The sequence below is a fragment of the Paenibacillus sp. FSL K6-0108 genome (assembly GCF_045040695.1).
Lineage (GTDB): Bacteria > Bacillota > Bacilli > Paenibacillales > Paenibacillaceae > Paenibacillus > Paenibacillus pabuli_B.
On record NZ_CP150288.1, the window covers coordinates 2,357,500 to 2,374,007 of the forward strand.

20 protein-coding genes, 1 tRNA gene and 1 pseudogene are annotated in these 16,508 nt (G+C 46.6%); 14 read left to right on the forward strand and 8 right to left on the reverse strand.

The genetic code is table 11. The annotated features are described in order from the left end of the window. Window positions 1–69 precede the first annotated feature (69 nt). The 3 genes from MHB49_RS10975 to MHB49_RS10985 are packed head-to-tail and all read right to left on the reverse strand — an operon-like array spanning window position 70 to window position 2,743. Window positions 70–465 carry a DoxX family protein gene (locus MHB49_RS10975; RefSeq protein WP_405156134.1) on the reverse strand — a complete coding sequence of 132 codons (396 nt, stop codon included), beginning with the start codon at window positions 463–465 and terminating at the stop codon, window positions 70–72. 57 nt (window positions 466–522) lie between these two features. Beyond that, window positions 523–1,515 (reverse strand): Gfo/Idh/MocA family protein, encoded by a 993-nt coding sequence (locus tag MHB49_RS10980; protein WP_405156135.1) that lies wholly within the window; start codon window positions 1,513–1,515, stop codon window positions 523–525. A gap of 40 nt (window positions 1,516–1,555) precedes the next feature. After that, window positions 1,556–2,743, reverse strand: a complete 1,188-nt coding sequence (locus MHB49_RS10985) for an adenosylhomocysteinase (protein ID WP_405156136.1) — start codon at window positions 2,741–2,743, stop codon at window positions 1,556–1,558. A 235-nt stretch (window positions 2,744–2,978) separates the two neighbouring features. Here MHB49_RS10985 and MHB49_RS10990 point away from each other — a divergent pair. Next, a tRNA-Leu gene (locus tag MHB49_RS10990) sits at window positions 2,979–3,062 on the forward strand. Between the two features lie 51 nt (window positions 3,063–3,113). Here the strand turns inward: MHB49_RS10990 and MHB49_RS10995 are convergent. After that, window positions 3,114–3,293 (reverse strand): hypothetical protein, encoded by a 180-nt coding sequence (locus tag MHB49_RS10995; RefSeq protein ID WP_247901946.1) that lies wholly within the window; start codon window positions 3,291–3,293, stop codon window positions 3,114–3,116. Between the two features lie 160 nt (window positions 3,294–3,453). On the opposite strand from MHB49_RS10995, the gene MHB49_RS11000 reads away from it, so the two are divergent. Then, window positions 3,454–4,608 carry a sn-glycerol-1-phosphate dehydrogenase gene (locus MHB49_RS11000; RefSeq protein WP_247901947.1) on the forward strand — a complete coding sequence of 385 codons (1,155 nt, stop codon included), beginning with the start codon at window positions 3,454–3,456 and terminating at the stop codon, window positions 4,606–4,608. Window positions 4,609–5,052: 444 nt separating this feature from the next. Here MHB49_RS11000 and MHB49_RS11005 read toward each other — a convergent pair whose 3' ends face one another. Continuing rightward, window positions 5,053–5,649 (reverse strand): helix-turn-helix transcriptional regulator, encoded by a 597-nt coding sequence (locus MHB49_RS11005; protein ID WP_247901948.1) that lies wholly within the window; start codon window positions 5,647–5,649, stop codon window positions 5,053–5,055. A gap of 448 nt (window positions 5,650–6,097) precedes the next feature. Between MHB49_RS11005 and MHB49_RS11010 the strand changes: the two are divergent. From MHB49_RS11010 to MHB49_RS11055, 10 genes and pseudogenes are all read left to right on the forward strand, one after another. After that, a pseudogene (locus tag MHB49_RS11010) lies at window positions 6,098–6,481 on the forward strand (holin family protein); the annotation flags it as partial. A 285-nt stretch (window positions 6,482–6,766) separates the two neighbouring features. Then, a complete protein-coding gene (locus tag MHB49_RS11015; RefSeq protein WP_247901949.1) occupies window positions 6,767–7,054 on the forward strand; it encodes a Dabb family protein in 288 nt (95 codons plus the stop codon). 173 nt (window positions 7,055–7,227) lie between these two features. Continuing rightward, on the forward strand, window positions 7,228–7,689 hold the full coding sequence (locus MHB49_RS11020; protein ID WP_247903102.1) for a DUF86 domain-containing protein: 462 nt from the start codon (window positions 7,228–7,230) through the stop codon (window positions 7,687–7,689). An 11-nt stretch (window positions 7,690–7,700) separates the two neighbouring features. Continuing rightward, complete coding sequence (locus MHB49_RS11025) at window positions 7,701–8,606, forward strand: DUF4261 domain-containing protein (protein ID WP_405156137.1); 906 nt, start codon at window positions 7,701–7,703, stop codon at window positions 8,604–8,606. Window positions 8,607–8,793: 187 nt separating this feature from the next. After that, a complete protein-coding gene (locus tag MHB49_RS11030) occupies window positions 8,794–9,180 on the forward strand; it encodes a YtxH domain-containing protein (protein WP_247901951.1) in 387 nt (128 codons plus the stop codon). Window positions 9,181–9,405: 225 nt separating this feature from the next. Then, window positions 9,406–10,215, forward strand: coding sequence for a glutamate racemase (gene racE / locus MHB49_RS11035; RefSeq protein ID WP_282189460.1), 810 nt, complete (start codon window positions 9,406–9,408; stop codon window positions 10,213–10,215). A 250-nt stretch (window positions 10,216–10,465) separates the two neighbouring features. Continuing rightward, window positions 10,466–11,674, forward strand: coding sequence for a M14 family metallopeptidase (locus tag MHB49_RS11040; protein ID WP_405157103.1), 1,209 nt, complete (start codon window positions 10,466–10,468; stop codon window positions 11,672–11,674). A gap of 233 nt (window positions 11,675–11,907) precedes the next feature. Continuing rightward, window positions 11,908–12,108 carry a hypothetical protein gene (locus tag MHB49_RS11045; protein ID WP_405156138.1) on the forward strand — a complete coding sequence of 67 codons (201 nt, stop codon included), beginning with the start codon at window positions 11,908–11,910 and terminating at the stop codon, window positions 12,106–12,108. Window positions 12,109–12,309: 201 nt separating this feature from the next. Next, window positions 12,310–12,612: a heme biosynthesis protein HemY gene (locus MHB49_RS11050; RefSeq protein WP_053783595.1), complete on the forward strand. Its 303-nt coding sequence runs from the start codon at window positions 12,310–12,312 to the stop codon at window positions 12,610–12,612. Between the two features lie 21 nt (window positions 12,613–12,633). Beyond that, window positions 12,634–12,855 carry a DUF1450 domain-containing protein gene (locus tag MHB49_RS11055; protein WP_247901953.1) on the forward strand — a complete coding sequence of 74 codons (222 nt, stop codon included), beginning with the start codon at window positions 12,634–12,636 and terminating at the stop codon, window positions 12,853–12,855. A gap of 61 nt (window positions 12,856–12,916) precedes the next feature. Here the strand turns inward: MHB49_RS11055 and MHB49_RS11060 are convergent, their stop codons facing one another. Then, window positions 12,917–13,315, reverse strand: coding sequence for a hypothetical protein (locus tag MHB49_RS11060; RefSeq protein WP_405156139.1), 399 nt, complete (start codon window positions 13,313–13,315; stop codon window positions 12,917–12,919). Window positions 13,316–13,520: 205 nt separating this feature from the next. Here MHB49_RS11060 and MHB49_RS11065 point away from each other — a divergent pair, with 205 nt between their 5' ends. Further along, window positions 13,521–13,802, forward strand: coding sequence for a hypothetical protein (locus MHB49_RS11065; protein ID WP_405156140.1), 282 nt, complete (start codon window positions 13,521–13,523; stop codon window positions 13,800–13,802). Window positions 13,803–13,977: 175 nt separating this feature from the next. Next, window positions 13,978–14,808, forward strand: coding sequence for an aldo/keto reductase (locus tag MHB49_RS11070; RefSeq protein WP_405156141.1), 831 nt, complete (start codon window positions 13,978–13,980; stop codon window positions 14,806–14,808). Window positions 14,809–15,126: 318 nt separating this feature from the next. On the opposite strand, the gene MHB49_RS11075 is transcribed toward MHB49_RS11070, so the two are convergent. Further along, window positions 15,127–15,861: a DsbA family oxidoreductase gene (locus tag MHB49_RS11075; protein WP_405156142.1), complete on the reverse strand. Its 735-nt coding sequence runs from the start codon at window positions 15,859–15,861 to the stop codon at window positions 15,127–15,129. Window positions 15,862–16,018: 157 nt separating this feature from the next. Beyond that, window positions 16,019–16,444, reverse strand: coding sequence for a cytidine deaminase (locus MHB49_RS11080; RefSeq protein ID WP_405156143.1), 426 nt, complete (start codon window positions 16,442–16,444; stop codon window positions 16,019–16,021). Window positions 16,445–16,508 lie beyond the last annotated feature (64 nt).

Consider the following 16,508-nt stretch of genomic DNA (forward strand, 5'->3'; position numbering starts at 1 on the left):
AAAAGGAACCCCGGTTTCGTATCACGAAACATCGAGGTTCTTAGGAATAGAAAGGAATGGAAAGCTAGATTAGATTAAAGCGTCCAGAGAATACGCCCCTGCACCCGCTAGTGCAACACCGATTAAAGATCCGAGCATAACCAAATTGTACTCAAATCCTCCGTTTAGATTCCAAAGCCCTTTACCTGCATGGACTTTCGCTATGGCAACAAGCATAGGGATGATGAGCAATATGGCAGCAAAACCAGTCCAGAAACCCGTCCCAAACAGGAATCCGCCGATCAATTCAACAAGGCCTCCACAGACAGCCATAACTCTTGCAGGCTTCAGATCTACCGCCCCGAAAAATTCGGCTGTTCCTGATATGCCTTCTCCACCAAACCAGCCAAACAGTTTCTTGCATGCATGACCCATCATAATGAAACCAATAACAAGTCGAATGATAAGTAATCCGGCGTCTAACATATGTTTATTTCCTCTTCTCAAGTTGTATAAAATGATGGAACGAATATCGTACGAATCTCAGATCAGCGACGCCAGAATGGTATCACACAACGCCATGGTTTCAATATTATCCGTACCACTGGAACGTGGATCGGATTTGTTCTGGCAGCATTCCATAAAATGAGCCATCTCCCCTACAAATCCTCGTAAGTAGAGATCGCGATAAGCCCCTGACATGGGAGAGCCAGAAGGGGTAAAAACAGTATCCTGCTCCTCAAGGGATTTCCAGGGAAGGGTATTTCCTGTACGAGATTGATGAACCGTAAGTGTGTTAATCTCATCTGCTAACGCAAATCCGTCGTCAAAGGTGACGAGTACACTTTCGCTCTCGCGTGACCATGCACTCATGCCAGCAAAGTAGGCGCTGCCCACCACACCATGATCAAATTTGAGGGAAATGCTCTGGTTAATATATTCTCCGTCCTTAACCGTTGTGCCTGTGACATGTACGGCTTCCCCGAACAGATAACGCATCAGATCGACCATATGAATGGCAGCCAGCTTCATGAATTGTTCCTCATCCTTGCAGAAGGGTGTGCTGTCTACAGCGAATTTCATTTGGAAAGAACGTGCTTTGCCCAATGATCCACCATCAATCAGTTCCTTGAGTTTCATGTAAACCGGCGCATATCGTTTCATGAATCCAACCATGACAACCACACCTGCTTTTTGGGCAGCTTCAGCCACAGCAGCAGCTTCAGCAGCGTTCCATCCTAGCGGCTTGTCCACGTAGACATTTTTGCCAGCCCGGATGCATTCAAGGGCAAGGGTTGTCTGATCCTCTGGTTGCGCCACAACAATGACGCCATCACAGTCTTCATTTTGCAGCATCAGCTGAGTATTGTCATATGCTTTCCCGCTGCTCCCAAAACGAAGGAGGGCCGCCTCGGACCGTTCCATACTGCGGGTGGCGATGGCCTGAATTTCTGCTCCTGCTTCAACAGCAGAAGGATATATATTCGTGGAGGCATGGAATCCTGCACCGATAAAACAAAGTTTGGCTTTTTTCATGTGAACCTCTCCTTTAAATGCATATCACCATTCACACGGATTAGATTTTGTAGCTTAAATGCTTCAGCATCTGTCCGGCAATGGTGTTATTAACGCTATGAGGGACCGGCTGTGGTCCGAGGGTGAGATGTTGGCGCTGCTGTACCAGATATAGCAGGGAGGCGGCTTGCAGGGACAAGCCCAGATCCATCGTTTCGGCAGGGTTACCGCTGCCACCAGCCAGGTTCAGCATCTCGCCTTGCGTGAGTAACATGAGTCGACGGCCATTGGCTAATGTAAATTGTTCGATATCCGCTGTCAGTTGTTTGGTATGCTGCGCATCCTGACGGAGACTTTCCAAATCCATTTCCCAAGAAAAATGTCCGGCATTGGCGAGAATCGTTCCATCATTCATTTGATTAAAATGCTCCTTCAGAATGGCGTTAGGACGACCAGTGACAGTAATGTATACTTGGGCAAATGCAAAGGTTTCCTCCAATCGTGCCACTCTGAACCCATCCAGGGCCGCTTCCAGGCCAGCAATTGGATCGGTTTCAACAACGACGACCTGGCTGCCCAGATTCCGCAAATACCTGGCAATGCCTCGTCCACAGGTTCCATACCCTACAATGACGAAACGACGTGTGGGCAAAATCAGGTTGGTAGTACGCATGAAACCTTCAATAACGGTCTGTCCGACACCGTGTTCATTTTCCATAATTCGTTTGAGTGGACTGTCATTAATAACAATGATCGGGAAAGGAATGTTCTCACCCGTCTCTTCACGCAGCAGATTGGCCCCTGTCGTTGTCTCCTCCGTACCACCAATAAGAGAGCTAATATCATACTGTTGAATGAAGGTGCGTGCCAGATCAGCTCCGTTATCCATGATGAGATGGGGCTGGTGACGAAGCACATTGTGGATATTTTGCAGATGCTCATTGCGTTTATCCGAACGTTGACCATATACCGTGATGCCTTCTTCCTGCAGAGCTGCTGCGACGGCGTCTTTGGTTGTGCCGGGGCTGCCCGTCAATACAACGTTGGCTCCACCTGCCTGGAGTGTGCGGCATAACACAGCTGTTTTGGGCTCCACATGAATACAAATCCCAATGGTTAAGCCAGCAAAAGGAAGCTCTTTGGCAAACTTGGATTTCAGTTCGCCGAGCAGGGGCATATGCATTTCGGTCCAGTGAATGCTGCGTTTTCCTTTTTCAATACGTTCATATGTTGTGTTCTCGAGAGTCATGCAAAGCTCCCCTTTTCGATGTAAGGTACAGCGTGTCCAACAGGACACTTGATCTGCTTAATGTCTACGATAGGGAGTTTAATCGGGTTAAAAAAGGACATATGTCCCACTTATTGCTGGTTGGAAAAAAAGATGTTGCAAACTTATTGTAGAGTATGTATACTCTTAATTACGGTAAAACAAGCAATTGTTTCACCAGAGTGCTTTTCATCCATTATGAGAAGATACATATTATGCGGTCGTGGCGGAATTGGCAGACGCGCACGGTTCAGGTCCGTGTGGGCTAACCCCCGTGGAGGTTCGAGTCCTCTCGACCGCATCGAAGAAAAAAGCTCGTGAAATTGCTCTAAAGGCAATTCACGAGCTTTTTTTATTTATTGAATCTGAAATGTTGCACACAAAGCCCTGCAATCGCTCCGGCAATACCGAAGACCGCAACACTGGCCATAACCTCATACGCCTGAAAACGAAACAGAAAAGCAATGCCGCTGCCCAATGTCGTTCCTGCGAGAAATCCTAGAGAAATCCCTGTTTCTTTGGTTAATTTCATAGCTTCACCTACTTGGGAATGTGAGTTTAGGATTTGCAAATTTTTAATACAGGAAGTAAAGTGTGATCAGGAAAATACTCACATTTTATTTCCTTTTTTTCATTTTGTGGTTTTATCCATGTAATTATGCATGATATTTCTTAAGGGAGGTTAAGAGCGAATGGATATGAACGAGCGAATTGCCACATGGAATGAAGAAGCGCAGAATTGTACTTGCGGGCATGATCATCGGTTGGTGCAAATGCAGGTCGAACTGGAACATGGAGCTATTCAGCGGATACCTGGCTATTTGTCCGAGCAAGGGTACAGACATGTAACAGTAGTATATGATCGATTTACGGGTCCGGCAGCAGGGCACGAGGTGGTAAGGAACCTTCGAGAAGCAGGTGTTCATGTGGATGAAATATGCATGCCAGAGAACAAAGCAGGCGACGTGATTGCCGATGAGGGCGGGATTGTACAGGTACTGCTGGGTGTGAAACAGGAAAGTCAGGCGGTCATTGCTGCGGGTTCAGGAACCATTCATGATCTGGTGCGATTTGTTTGCTCCAAAATGAACAAGCCCTTTCTGTCAGTGCCTACGGCAGCCTCCGTTGACGGATTTACTTCGGCAGGTGCGCCACTTGTTGTAAGCGGCGTCAAACAAACTTTCCAGGCGGTAGCACCTGAAGCTATTTTCGCGGATATCGATATTCTGGAGCAAGCCCCCCAAGAGATGAATGCCGCCGGATTCGGAGATATGCTTGGTAAATATACATCACTGGCGGACTGGGTGGTTTCCAGGGATCTGGGCGGGGAACCGTTCTGTCCAGCAGCTTATCGCATGACGGAAGAAGCGCTGATGACCTGTGTGGAGCATGTACAAGGTATCGCCGAAGGAAGGGCCGACGGTGTGACTGTATTGATGGATGCGCTGATTGCTTCCGGTATTTCCATGCTGATCATTGATCATTCCCGTCCTGCATCGGGTGGAGAACATCATCTGTCCCATCGGTGGGAGATGGATCTGATGGAGGCGGGGCACAAGCCTGTATTGCATGGTGCCAAGGTGGGAGTAGCCTGTGCGCTGCTGACCGTTAAATACAAGAATCTTGCACAACAATCCGACGAGCCGGTTTTCCGTGTGTACAATAATCTGCCGGATGCATCTCAGCTTACAGCTTGGCTTGAGCAAGTCGGTGGCCCGACAACAACAGAACAATTGGGTGTATCCATGGAGATGGTAGAACATGCTTTTGCCACAGCTCATTTGCTTCGGGATCGGTATACTGGATTGAAATATATCAACGAAATTCTTAACGTGGGAACAAAATAAGGATGGAAGAAATAATGTAAACAATCATCATTCTATGTCTTTAGTTGTACGCACAAATTAACAGAAATGAATGTAATGGACGAGACAAGATGGTGTCATCATTTCAGTAGAGGATAGTGCACTTGATTCGACATCAACATATCTATAGTGTTTTTGTGAAATACGGAGTATACAAGGGTTCAGGATGGATCAGAACAACGTATACAAGTTGGGACAGAGGGTGAATTTAAGCATGTTTCCATTGAGAGAAAGAATTTAATACTCTTTATAAAAGGTGTGGAATTAAATTGTTCGTACAAATATTTGATGAAAATGAAGCTGATGGTGAAGTTGTATTTCACTAAATAATTAGGGATTTATATAACCTGTTTGATGAAAGTTTAACTTTAAAAAGGCTCTGTCTTTCCCAAGTGGGAGGACAGAGCCTTTTGGTTGTTCGCTAATTTAGTTAGTGTGGCGATCTTTCAAGATGACATCTGCGAACAAAATAGTCTTCGGGATGCGGAAAAATTGTTCCGCTTGTTCCTGAAACGCAGCAGAAGGCAGCGTTCCCTGATGCAGCCATTTGCGGAAAGTGCCGGGGTGAACCCCGATCCAGTGGCTGACATCTGTCACCGACAAATCATGGACCATACACAAGCCTGTCAGAATACGGTTGCTAACCGGAGAACGGGTCACCGTACGCTTCATAAAGCGGGAAGGCTCGGGCTGACAAATGACAGGGCTCTTGCGTACCACTTCTTCATTAAACAGAATGTGGCGCGGGTAGCCGAGCAATTGGCAAGCCTTGTCCAAATTGGTACTGCCGGGTATCCGTCCTTCATACACCCACGCGCTGACGCTGCGTGAAGAGATGGATAGATCCTCTGCGAGCTGGGACAGTTTGATATCATTGGCCATCAGCACGGCAAGAAGAACACGGTTACGGATTTGACAGCGTGTCGGTTTGCGGAATCGTTTAACACGGACGCCTTTTCCCAAATATTTACGGTTGATCAGAGACCACGCCTGGATGGAATGTTGTTCTGGTTGATTAGGCATATTTCCTCCGATTTTTTTAACCAAATACTACAATAAGTACGGGGGTACTTTCAAGTGCCGGGTGCACCTGTTTCAAATGAACGGATGCGTGAATCCGCTCCAAAGGAGGAATTATGGACTAGACCAGACGCAATTCACATCCTAGTATATTCCTAGATTACAATGATTCACTAAATTTAAGGGGTTAAATAGATAATGTATAAAAATAAAATAAGTCTAATTACCTAATAGTGGGACTAAAGTACTTTTATCTGTTTTTTGTTGATATGATGCGGTTTATTTCCATGATTTACCCATAAATATTCATTTTCTGTTGCTGGGTTTGGTTTCCAATATGCACAAATCTGAAATTGGAAATCCGCTTGATCAGCCAGGCATGTGGACTGTCAAAATCTCTTACTCTTACATATCTTGTATGGAGATCAAATGAGAGGGAGAGGTGAGGAATGTGAATCCATCCGTAAGTACCTTTGCTGCCATTTCAGGGGCATTCATGACGTTTGCTTTTGGAGGATGGGATCAACTGCTTAGCTTGCTGGCGGTGGCAATGGCTGTGGATTATATTACGGGTCTCGCTGCAGCAGTCAGAACGGGTAAAGGATTGAATAGTAATATTGGATTCTGGGGGCTCGCTCGTAAAGGTCTCATGCTGACGGTTGTTCTGCTTGCCCACCGAATTGACCTGCTCATGGGAACTGACCTCATTAAGGGCGGAGCCATTTACTTTTATCTTGTGAATGAGCTGATATCCATTACCGAAAATTATGCCCGAATCGGGCTTCCATTGCCTGACAAGCTCAGACAGGCTATAGCGGTGTTAAAAAAACAGGAAGATTTGTCTGATCGGGAATGGCCTCAACCACAACCGAACCTGGAGAACCAGGAAACCAAAGAACAAGCAACAGAAGTTGTTCCGGACAAACGGACAAACCAAAGTGAACCGTCCGATCAAATGTCTCGGGAGAAATCAAAAACAAATGAAAGCAGCCCAGATTAGGTTGTCTTTTAAGAGAACGTTTCCAAGTATCCTTTCGCAATAGAGGGCGTTATGATATATTTTGGATACAAGAAAATTCATTCATACCAACTTATTATACTCAAATGAGGTGCTTGTCTAATGATTAAACATATTGTTCTGTTTAAAATGAAAGATCGTTCTTCTGAAAGCATTGAAGCAGCTGCGAGTGTTCTTCGTAATCTGCAGGGAAAAATTGATGTTCTGATCTCGCTTGAAGTTGGTATTGACGTGCTTCGGTCGGACAGATCTTTTGACATCTCACTTACTGCCGAATTTGCATCACTGGAAGATCTTCAGGCATATCAGGTACATCCGCTGCATCAGGAAGTTATCAAGTATATGAACGAGGTCAGAGAGCAGTCAATCGCAGTGGACTACGAAATCTAATCTGTCATTCATTCTACTTTGGATAAAGGGGACTCTGCATGAGCGATTTAAGAGACGTTATGGAATTTTTATATATTTTTGTCGTGTTTCTGATCGCTTGTCCTGTGATGTTATTTTGGCTTAAGCGTAGAGGGAAAAGGAACCGATAATTCACTGAACGGGAAGTGAACACATTGTATTACGTAAACAGGGAACAGATTGCACGCCGGCTTGCTGCCGTTCCGGAGGTGGCCGAAGGTCTTCGCCTCGCGTCACAAGCTTGGGATGGCAGTCTTGTGCTGGGTCTGGTACAGGAACGCTGTCTTCATCTGGCGATTGAAATTGTTACGGATGTGGGGAGTTATCTCATTGATGGCTTTATCATGCGTGATGCAAGCAGTTATGACGATATTATTCAGATTAACCACGAAGAGAAGGTTTTTGATCATGCAACCTATGAGGTGCTTAGTCGCCTCGTATCGTTGCGCAAGCCGCTCGTTCAGGACTATTACAGCTGGGAGCGGTCTGAACTGCATCCGCTGAGCAGTGACTTGCCAGGCGTGCTTGAACGTTTTTCCCATCAGGTCCATACCTATGTGGAAAAAGAACTCGGACCTTTCCAGACTGCGCAGGCCGAGGGACAGAGCAAGGAATGAGGGGAAGCAGCATGACGAACGAATGGAAAGAAGATCGAGAAGTAAATCATGAAACGAATGACATACCTTCCGGGTTTCATCCGGTATATATGATTGAGCTGTTATTTCAGGAACGTCCCGTTATAGATCAGGGGCGTTTACAGGATGCACTTAGCCGCCATACCGGACAAGTCCGCCTTGACGTGAAGCAGGGCAATGCAGAGCAACATCCTGAAATGCTGGTTTTCTACCATCTGGACCACAAGGTTTCTTTTCAGGAAGGTAACATTCCAGCACAGACTTGTATGCTTCCCGTAACTGAAATTGTAGATCGTGGCCGCTTTGGAGGGGCTTTGCAGCAGGCCTGGCATTGGCCGGAAGCAGGACAAGCTATGGAAACGATCCGATATTCCATCCGTATTCACGATATGTTCACTGCAGCCATGCCGCGCAAACAGCGACTTGAATTGTTCCAAAAGACGATTCAGGCTGTTATGGAAGTGTTGCCTTGTGCAGCGTTATACTGGTACGGCAGTGACAAATTAGTGGAACCGGAAGCCTATGTGCTGTCCCAGGAGCGTGAGGAACACCTCTACGCTGCGATGAATGTGCGCATGTATCAGGCTGGGGGCACGGAGGAACAGCGTCAGCTGGTTATGGACACGGTAGGGTTGTCGGCACTTGGTGTGCCTGACGTTCAGTGTCATTTTGTTGGACTCGATCCGGATACGGTTGCCCAGACCTTATTGGGCGCCGCCTATTACATATTTGATCAGGGAGATGTTCTGCAGGATGGACAGACGTTGGGATCTTCCGGCGGACGACGCTGGCGTTGTGAGCATCAGGCGGCGTTGATTGCACCAGGACGATATGTAATTGATCTGGACCCAGGCGATGAACATGCCGCTGCTCCGCTAGAGCCGGCGCGGCATACCTGAGGCATGTCACTATAACGTCAGAAGGTGCGAAAGACGGTATCCAAAATTTTTTTTGGTATCCGAGTGTCAGGTCAAGCCCTTGCTGCTTATACTGCATCAACAGAGTAGGCATTCGCCCGGATTGACGAGCAACAGGTCGTTGCTTGGTTATTCGGTACTTCATTTAAGGTAAAGGGAGAGATGCGACGTGAAGGATTCTAACAAAAGTTTGTTGTGGGGAGCATTAATCGGCTCGGTTGTAGGTTCAGTGACAGCTTTGCTGCTGGCACCAAAATCCGGACGCGAACTTCGTCAAGATATTTCGGAAGGTGCACGTCAGGTAAGTGAGAAGGGTCAGGAATTGGCTAGCAAGGTTGGCGAACAAAGCGCACAGATTGTATCCAAAGTAAAAGAGACGGCAGATGTCGTTATCCAGGATATTCAATCCTGGCGCAATTGCGCTGAAGGTAAAGAAGTACGCGTATCCGCAGTCATTGCTAATTCCGATTCTTCCATCGATGCAGATGCAGCAAATGAGGCAGGCGTTGAAGTCATCGCGAAGCTTCCTGCTGACGACTCCAAAGATAACATTTAAAGCTAAGCTTGAACGCGAGCAGGCTTTCCTCTATCCGGAGGGGAGTCTGCTTTGTTGTGTGTGGTCATGCAGGAGTTGTACGATACGGCATTTTGTTTGAACCCTGCGATGAAATCGGGTAAGATGTAGGTACCTTTTTGCCTGAAAAATCATACGGTAGGAAGAAAGCTCTGGGAACCAATTTGTTAACAGAACCAATTCAATGAAGAAGGAAGCGGTGTGTTCGTGCAGCAAGCAATCGCTATATTAGACTCCGGTGTAGGGGGACTGACAGTTGCCAAGGAAGTGATGCGTCAGCTCCCGCGGGAAAAGATCATCTATTTTGGAGATACTGCCCGGACACCGTACGGACCCCGTTCGTCCGAACAAGTTAAACAATTCACGGAACAAATCGTTGATTTCTTGATCCAGTTCAATCCGAAGGTTATCGTTATCGCCTGTAATACGGCTACGGCAGCAGCGCTCGACTATATTCGAGCCAAGGTGAATGTGCCTGTCATTGGTGTCATTCATCCGGGAGCACGAGCAGCCATCACAGCGACACGCACAGGACGCATCGGTGTCATTGGCACCGTGGGAACCATTGGAAGTGGTGCGTATACGTCTGCACTTAAACAGTTATCCCCTTATATTGATGTGGTGAGTCAGGCTTGTCCGGCACTTGTGCCGCTGGTGGAGCAAGGCGAATTCCGTTCCGAGCAAACGACAAGTACGGTGGAGCAATCTTTAGGCCAGATTAAACAACAGCCGATAGATTGTCTTATTCTGGGTTGTACGCACTATCCTTTTCTCATGGATACCATTCAGGAGGTTATGGGGCAGGAAGTGAAGCTGATTAGTTCGGCAGATGAAACGGCGAGGGAAATTAGTACGATTTTGTATGATAAACGAAAATTGGCCAGCGGGGATGAGACGCCCGTACATCAATTTTTTTGCACAGGCGACCCACGCATGTTCCAGAATATCACCCGCCAATGGTTGGGAGAGCAGATCTCCAAAACGCCAGTTGTGTGGCAGGTTACGAAATTATCATAACGTTTTTTTTGATTAGAAGGGGCTGTCCCATAATGTCATGAAAATGACGGGGCAGCCCTTTTTACGTTATGCCAGTTGAAATAGCCGCAGCTATCAAAATCGTCCTTTTCCTGTTGATGGAGGGATTTACGCGATTCATGTCACATGACGGACAACCTGATCCGCATACATATTACATACGTAAGGACACAGGGTGATAAAAGGACAGGAGATTACACAATTTACCAATGGAAAGGAGATCAACATGGAGCTGCAATGGATTATTGTTCATCAGGGAGATACCATGTCACGTATTGCGGCAGCAAACCATATGACAAAAGAGTTACTGGCCGCTCTTAACCCGGAAGCAGCGACTCAGCCCTATTTGCTGACAGGACAGATGCTTCGGATTTTGCCGGGAACGGGACGCAGGTACGCTGTGCAACCTGGGGAGAACGTGGCTGTAATTGCATTGCGTTTTGGATTGAACGAAGAAGAATTGCGTGAGGCCAATCCGGAAATAGCGAACATTCCGGACTGGTGCGGGCGATGCATTCATATTCCGGGTTCAAATGGAAAAACTATCGTCAAGCTGCAGGGAGAGTATGGTTACCGTGAAATGAATCGTGATATCGGTTTGCTTGAAAAGAAGTATCCATTTATCGAGACCGGCTCGATTGGCAGCAGTGTCATGGGCAAGTCTTTGCCTTATCTGCGTTTGGGTCAAGGACCCAGACATATTCATGTCAACGCATCTGTTCATGCGAATGAGTGGCTGACAACGGCGGTTCTGATGCGTTTCATTGAAGAATATGCGATGGCCTACAGTACCAATACATCATGGCATCAATTCCAGACGGAACGCTGGATGCAGGAAACTACGCTATGGGCTGTGCCCATGGTTAATCCGGATGGAGTTGAATTGGTGCAAGAGGGTGTGGTCAATAATCATCCCCATGCAGAAAAACTGTTAAAATGGAATGCTGGACGCTGCCATTTTACACACTGGAAGTCCAATATCAGGGGAGTGGACCTTAACGACCAATTCCCGGCTTATTGGGAGGAAGAGGCTGCTAGAAGAGGGATAACGTCTCCTGGACCAAGAGATTACGCAGGAACCTCTGCCTTATCAGAGCCGGAGGCATTGGCACTTGCACGGTGGACAGAGCAGCGTCAGTTCGATGCTGTCGTCTCTCTGCACAGCCAGGGGCAGGAGATTTATTGGAATTACCGCGATTTGGAGCCGAAGGAGAGTGCACCGTTATCACGCAGACTGGCACGGGCCTCGGGCTACAAGGCAGTCAAGCTGGGTGGTAGCGATGCAGGGTATAAAGACTGGTTTATTCAAAACTTTCGGAAGCCTGGCTTCACGGTAGAAGTGGGACTCGGCGTTAACCCGCTCCCCATGGATCAATTCGATGATATCTGCGTCGAGGTTGGCATGCTGTTGGCTGAATTATTATCAGGTGGGGAGCGTTGACAGGAAACACTGAGAAATTCAAGAAACCTGACTTCACATAATCTGGATGGGTTAGATATGAAACTTACGGGTTGTCCACTCGTATAACAGGAACGGGCGCTGTTTCCGGCGTTCGTTTTTTCATTTTGCATATCGCCTCAATCGTTCCGGTTCGCTCTGGAGCGGGTAATGATGGGTGTGACGATAACGTGTGCTGTTCTGTTTCAGTGCAATAATGATACGGAGGGGTTCATATGAAGTGGAGAAGATTGCTGTCATTCAAACGATGGACACAAGTATTCAAACGGCTGCCGCGTCTGTTGCGGGCTCCGCAAATCCCATTGGGTGAGAAGCTGCTGTTCATCATCCCGGCGCTGCTATACTGGGTACTTCCCGACGTGATGCCATTTATGCCTATAGATGATATCGGGGTTACGTTGTTGCTGATGAACTGATTTGTAAGTCGTGCGGAGCGCAAATATCCGGTACTTACAGCGGAGACGTCGTCTTAATTCGACACAAAATGGGTGGTTTTAACATCGATTTTGCATCAATGTTATTGCGAAGCGCCGTAATTTTCTTTACAATAGATGCTGGAGTTTAGAAATACTGAAAAATTGTTGGAACCAGCAATTACGATATAGGAGATGAATGGAATGAACTGCAAAATTACACGTAATGCCGCGAAAGTATTGAAACTTGAACTGGACAAGCCTGAGAACGAAGGGAAGTTGCTTCGTGTTGTGATCACACATGCACATGGAGATCATGCCCACTACGGACTCGATATCGATACGCCAAAAGAAAATGATACGGTCGTATCTACGGATAAAGAGATCGACGTTATTCTTGAAAATGATCAACCTTTGCTGGATGGCGTTAAAATTGATTACCTTTACTTCCCTGAAGAAGGATTCGTTATTACGAACCCATCCAAAGGCAACCACGGCGACCACTAAGGGAGCGAAGAAGGGGAACTCATGGCTAACGATATCCGCGTATGCGAAAAATGTAATCATATCAAACTGAAATCGATTGTAGCCAAGTTGGAGAAAATGGCTCCGGATACGGAGATCAAAATTGGATGCAAATCGTATTGCGGTCCTTGCGCGAAGCGTGCTTTTGTCTTCATCAATGGTCGGTACATCAGTGCTCCGTCAGAAGAAGAAGTGCTTGCAAAAGTAGCGAAATTCGTGAAGTAGGAAAAGAGAAGAGAGAGGCCGTGGCCTCTCTTTTTTAGTTGTCATTAGGAATAGTACGAGGTTAGAACGTAAAGCCCTGCATCATTTCAAAAATATCAAAGGAATTTTCTTGAATCTCAATGGCGATGACCGTATCGCTTTTTTTGAAAAAATGAATATTTCCCATCCGCTCTTCTTTCACCTCAGCCCATCCGGCTTCGGATAACTTCTCAAAATAATCGGACGGTACATATAATCCCTGTTCTCCCCCGATATGTTTCAATTCATATGTAATGCCTGTGTTAATGTTTGGATTGTCTGAATGTTTCGTTATGCTTAGCTGCTTTGCATTCACGGGAACCGGAATCTCGCTATTTAAGGAGGAGCCTGTATATCCCGTTATTTCATACGTCGAAGTTGTACAGCCGCTAATGAGCAGCAATAAAGATAGCAGAACGAACATAATCCCAAAGTTCTTCAAACACACACCTCCTGGTGGAAAGGGTATTTAGTTAATAAACGCAGTCAGACCGGAAAAGGTTATACACATCATTTTTATTCATCTATAAATTTTACATAGGAATATCAGAGTAATCCGTCATTGTTTCAGCAAAAGAAGAATAAGGAAGGCCGATGTCAACCATCCTAAAGGGGTAACAGGAACATGATCCCAAGGAGGAATACTCATGCCGAAGCGTTATGATTCCAGTTTGCAAGCCGATACCACCGTATCCCAGGCGCAGAATGCAGTGAACAAACTTCATTTTGCCGTTTCCCAGGCAATGTCACATCCAACAGAACAGACCATTGAACAGGCAGAACGCCGTTTGGCGCATACCGAGCAGGCTATGCGTCAAGCAGAACGTTCGCTTGGAGGTCAGGGCGTTGAGCTGGCAGAAGAGATGTTCATTGAGGAGAAGAGAAGATTGAGCTCGATCCAGAGTCAGAATGGGCAAGGGGATTTATAGGCGTTCCTGTCACATCAGAAACCCGCAGAGCAGCAGCTGCTTTGCGGGTTATTCCATGTTTCTTTTCAACACCCGTCGTAATCTGGATCTATCCCAATTGTGTAAAGTGCCGCTTAAAATTTGGTGAGAAGGTTAATAGACCAAGAGCAGGCAAATTTCACACAGGAGGTACAGAATGACAAAACATATTACCGATTGTACGATTCTGAACAACGGCGTGACGATGCCATGGCTGGGATTTGGGACCTATCGAGCGAAAGGAAAGGAAGTTCAGCAAGCGGTGGAGACTGCATTGGAAGTTGGATATCGAAGTATTGATACAGCGTCCGTATATGGAAACGAAGAGGAAGTTGGACAAGCTATTGCAAGTAGCGGTATTGCCCGTAATGAGCTGTTTGTGACAACCAAGCTGTGGAATGAGGATCAAGGGTTTGATTCGACCTTGAGAGCATTTGAGGCTAGTCAGAAGGCGCTTGGATTGAATGTCATTGATCTTTACTTAATTCACTGGCCTGGCAGAGACCAGTATAAAGAGACGTGGAGAGCATTCGAACGTCTATATAGCGAAGGAAGCGTACGTGCCATTGGTGTAAGTAATTTCGAAGTACACCATCTGCGCGATATCATAGATGAAGGTGGAACGGTACCCGCGGTGAATCAGGTGGAACTGCATCCGGGTCTGATTCAACAGGAGCTGCAGGATTTCTGCGGGGAGCAGGGTATTCAACTGGAGGCGTGGAGCCCTATTATGAGAGGTAAACTGAACAAGGAATCGACTTTGAAAAGTCTGGCCCAGAAATACGGGAAAACACCGGCACAGGTTATTCTGCGCTGGGATATCCAGAACCAGATCGTGACGATTCCGAAGTCGGTTACCCCGGAGCGGATTCGCGAAAATGCGGACATCTTTGATTTTGAATTGACTCCTGATGAGCTGAAACTGATCGATGGGCTGGATTCGGATAAACGGACGGGACCACATCCGGATCAGCTGTTTTGGGATTGAGTGTGTAGCTCAATTCCAAAATGAGTGTTTAATGATTTGCTTGTGGATGTTCCGGTGACGGATCGTTCTTCCGATCGCTGTTGTCTCCAAATTTTTTGATTCAATATTCTCAAGGTGAAAATTTGGAGACAGCTTATGCTTCCGAAGCAGCTTTCTTACAGAAAGCTTTCAGGCGAACGCTCCGCTTCTTCAGAATCGATTCCGTCCCCTCCACTGCAACTGTTCATCAAACACTAAAACTTTATAATGAGCTTGAATTGTAGAGTGTAAAAAAAGCAGCAGGATTAAGGAATAACCCTTGATCCTGCTGCTTTTGTGTTATTTGGATTGATCCGGTTGCGGAACCTCGCAGCCGTCTTCTGTACATACTCCACTGCCATCTGCGTCAGTGGTGCTGGACTCTACCATGGTGAAAGGAGAGCGCTCGTCCCATGCTTTCTGGATAGCGTCAAGGAACACCTCATCCGGCTGAGCGCCAGATACAGCGAACTTGCGATCAAATACGAAGAATGGTACACCCCGGATGCCTAACAGTTCACCTTCGGCCTGGTCGGCACGCACTTGGTCTGCGAATTGATTGCTTGACAACACTTCTGCTGCTGCATTGCGATCCAGACCCACTTCTTCAGCCAACTCGATCAGTACATCGGTATTGCCGACATGTTTGCCTTCCACGAAGATCGCTTGAAATAACCGTTCGCTCAGCTCAAGCATTTTGCCTTGAGTTTCTGCCCAATGGGTCAGACGGTGAGCGGAGAAGGAGTTGGTAGGAATCATCTCATCAATATTGTATTCCAGTCCAGCTGTACGAGCATTGGCATTCATCTGGGCATTCATGCCGCGTGCCTGTTCCACACTCATATTGTATTTGGCAGCCAGATATTCTGCGTTGGTTTTGCCGCTGTTCAATTCAGCATTTGGATCGAGTTCAAAACTTTTGAACTGCAATTTTACTTCATCGCGGTGTGGGAATTTTTCCAATACATTCTCCAGACGACGTTTGCCGATATAACAGAAAGGACACATAAAGTCGGACCATATTTCAATATTCATCAATCAAAACCTCCATCATTATAAATGAAACTAATACAGTTACAATTATATAGTGACTTTCCTTCAATCGCAAGGTTGTGGTTACATCCAGCGACTAAAAAAAGAAAGTGCTGAAGCATGCAACGAAGTGCAGCCTCAACACTTGTAGTGTATCTTCTTACTTATCCCGGTATGCCTTGGTCCAATGGTAAGGCTGGATTTCGTCCAATCTCTTATAAATTAAAGCTCCATCCGGATCGTGCACGGCAGCCTTCACGTCTTCTCCCCAGAAAAACAGTCGTTCCTGGCACACACCACAGGGGGTGAGGACCTTGAATTCCGAGTGCTCATCGTCCCGTGCCACACAGATCGAGTGGGTGACCCGCTCGTTTAATTTGTGGGCTTCCAGATAGGCTCCTGTTTCCATACATAAGTGCGTGGCGTCATTAATCACTTCTGGAGCTACGCTGATTAACAGCGAGCCAGCTTCAGTATAAATGGCAGCTGCGCCGCCCCACCCTTGAGGGTAGCGATGTTTGACAAAGTTTGCAGCTTCCTCGAACAGTTTTTGTTCGATATTGAATTGATCTGTATGTGACGTCATGGTAGTGCGCTAGCTCCATTTCATTGTAGTATCGGGTTAAATTTTATAATAAGAAATTGCACTT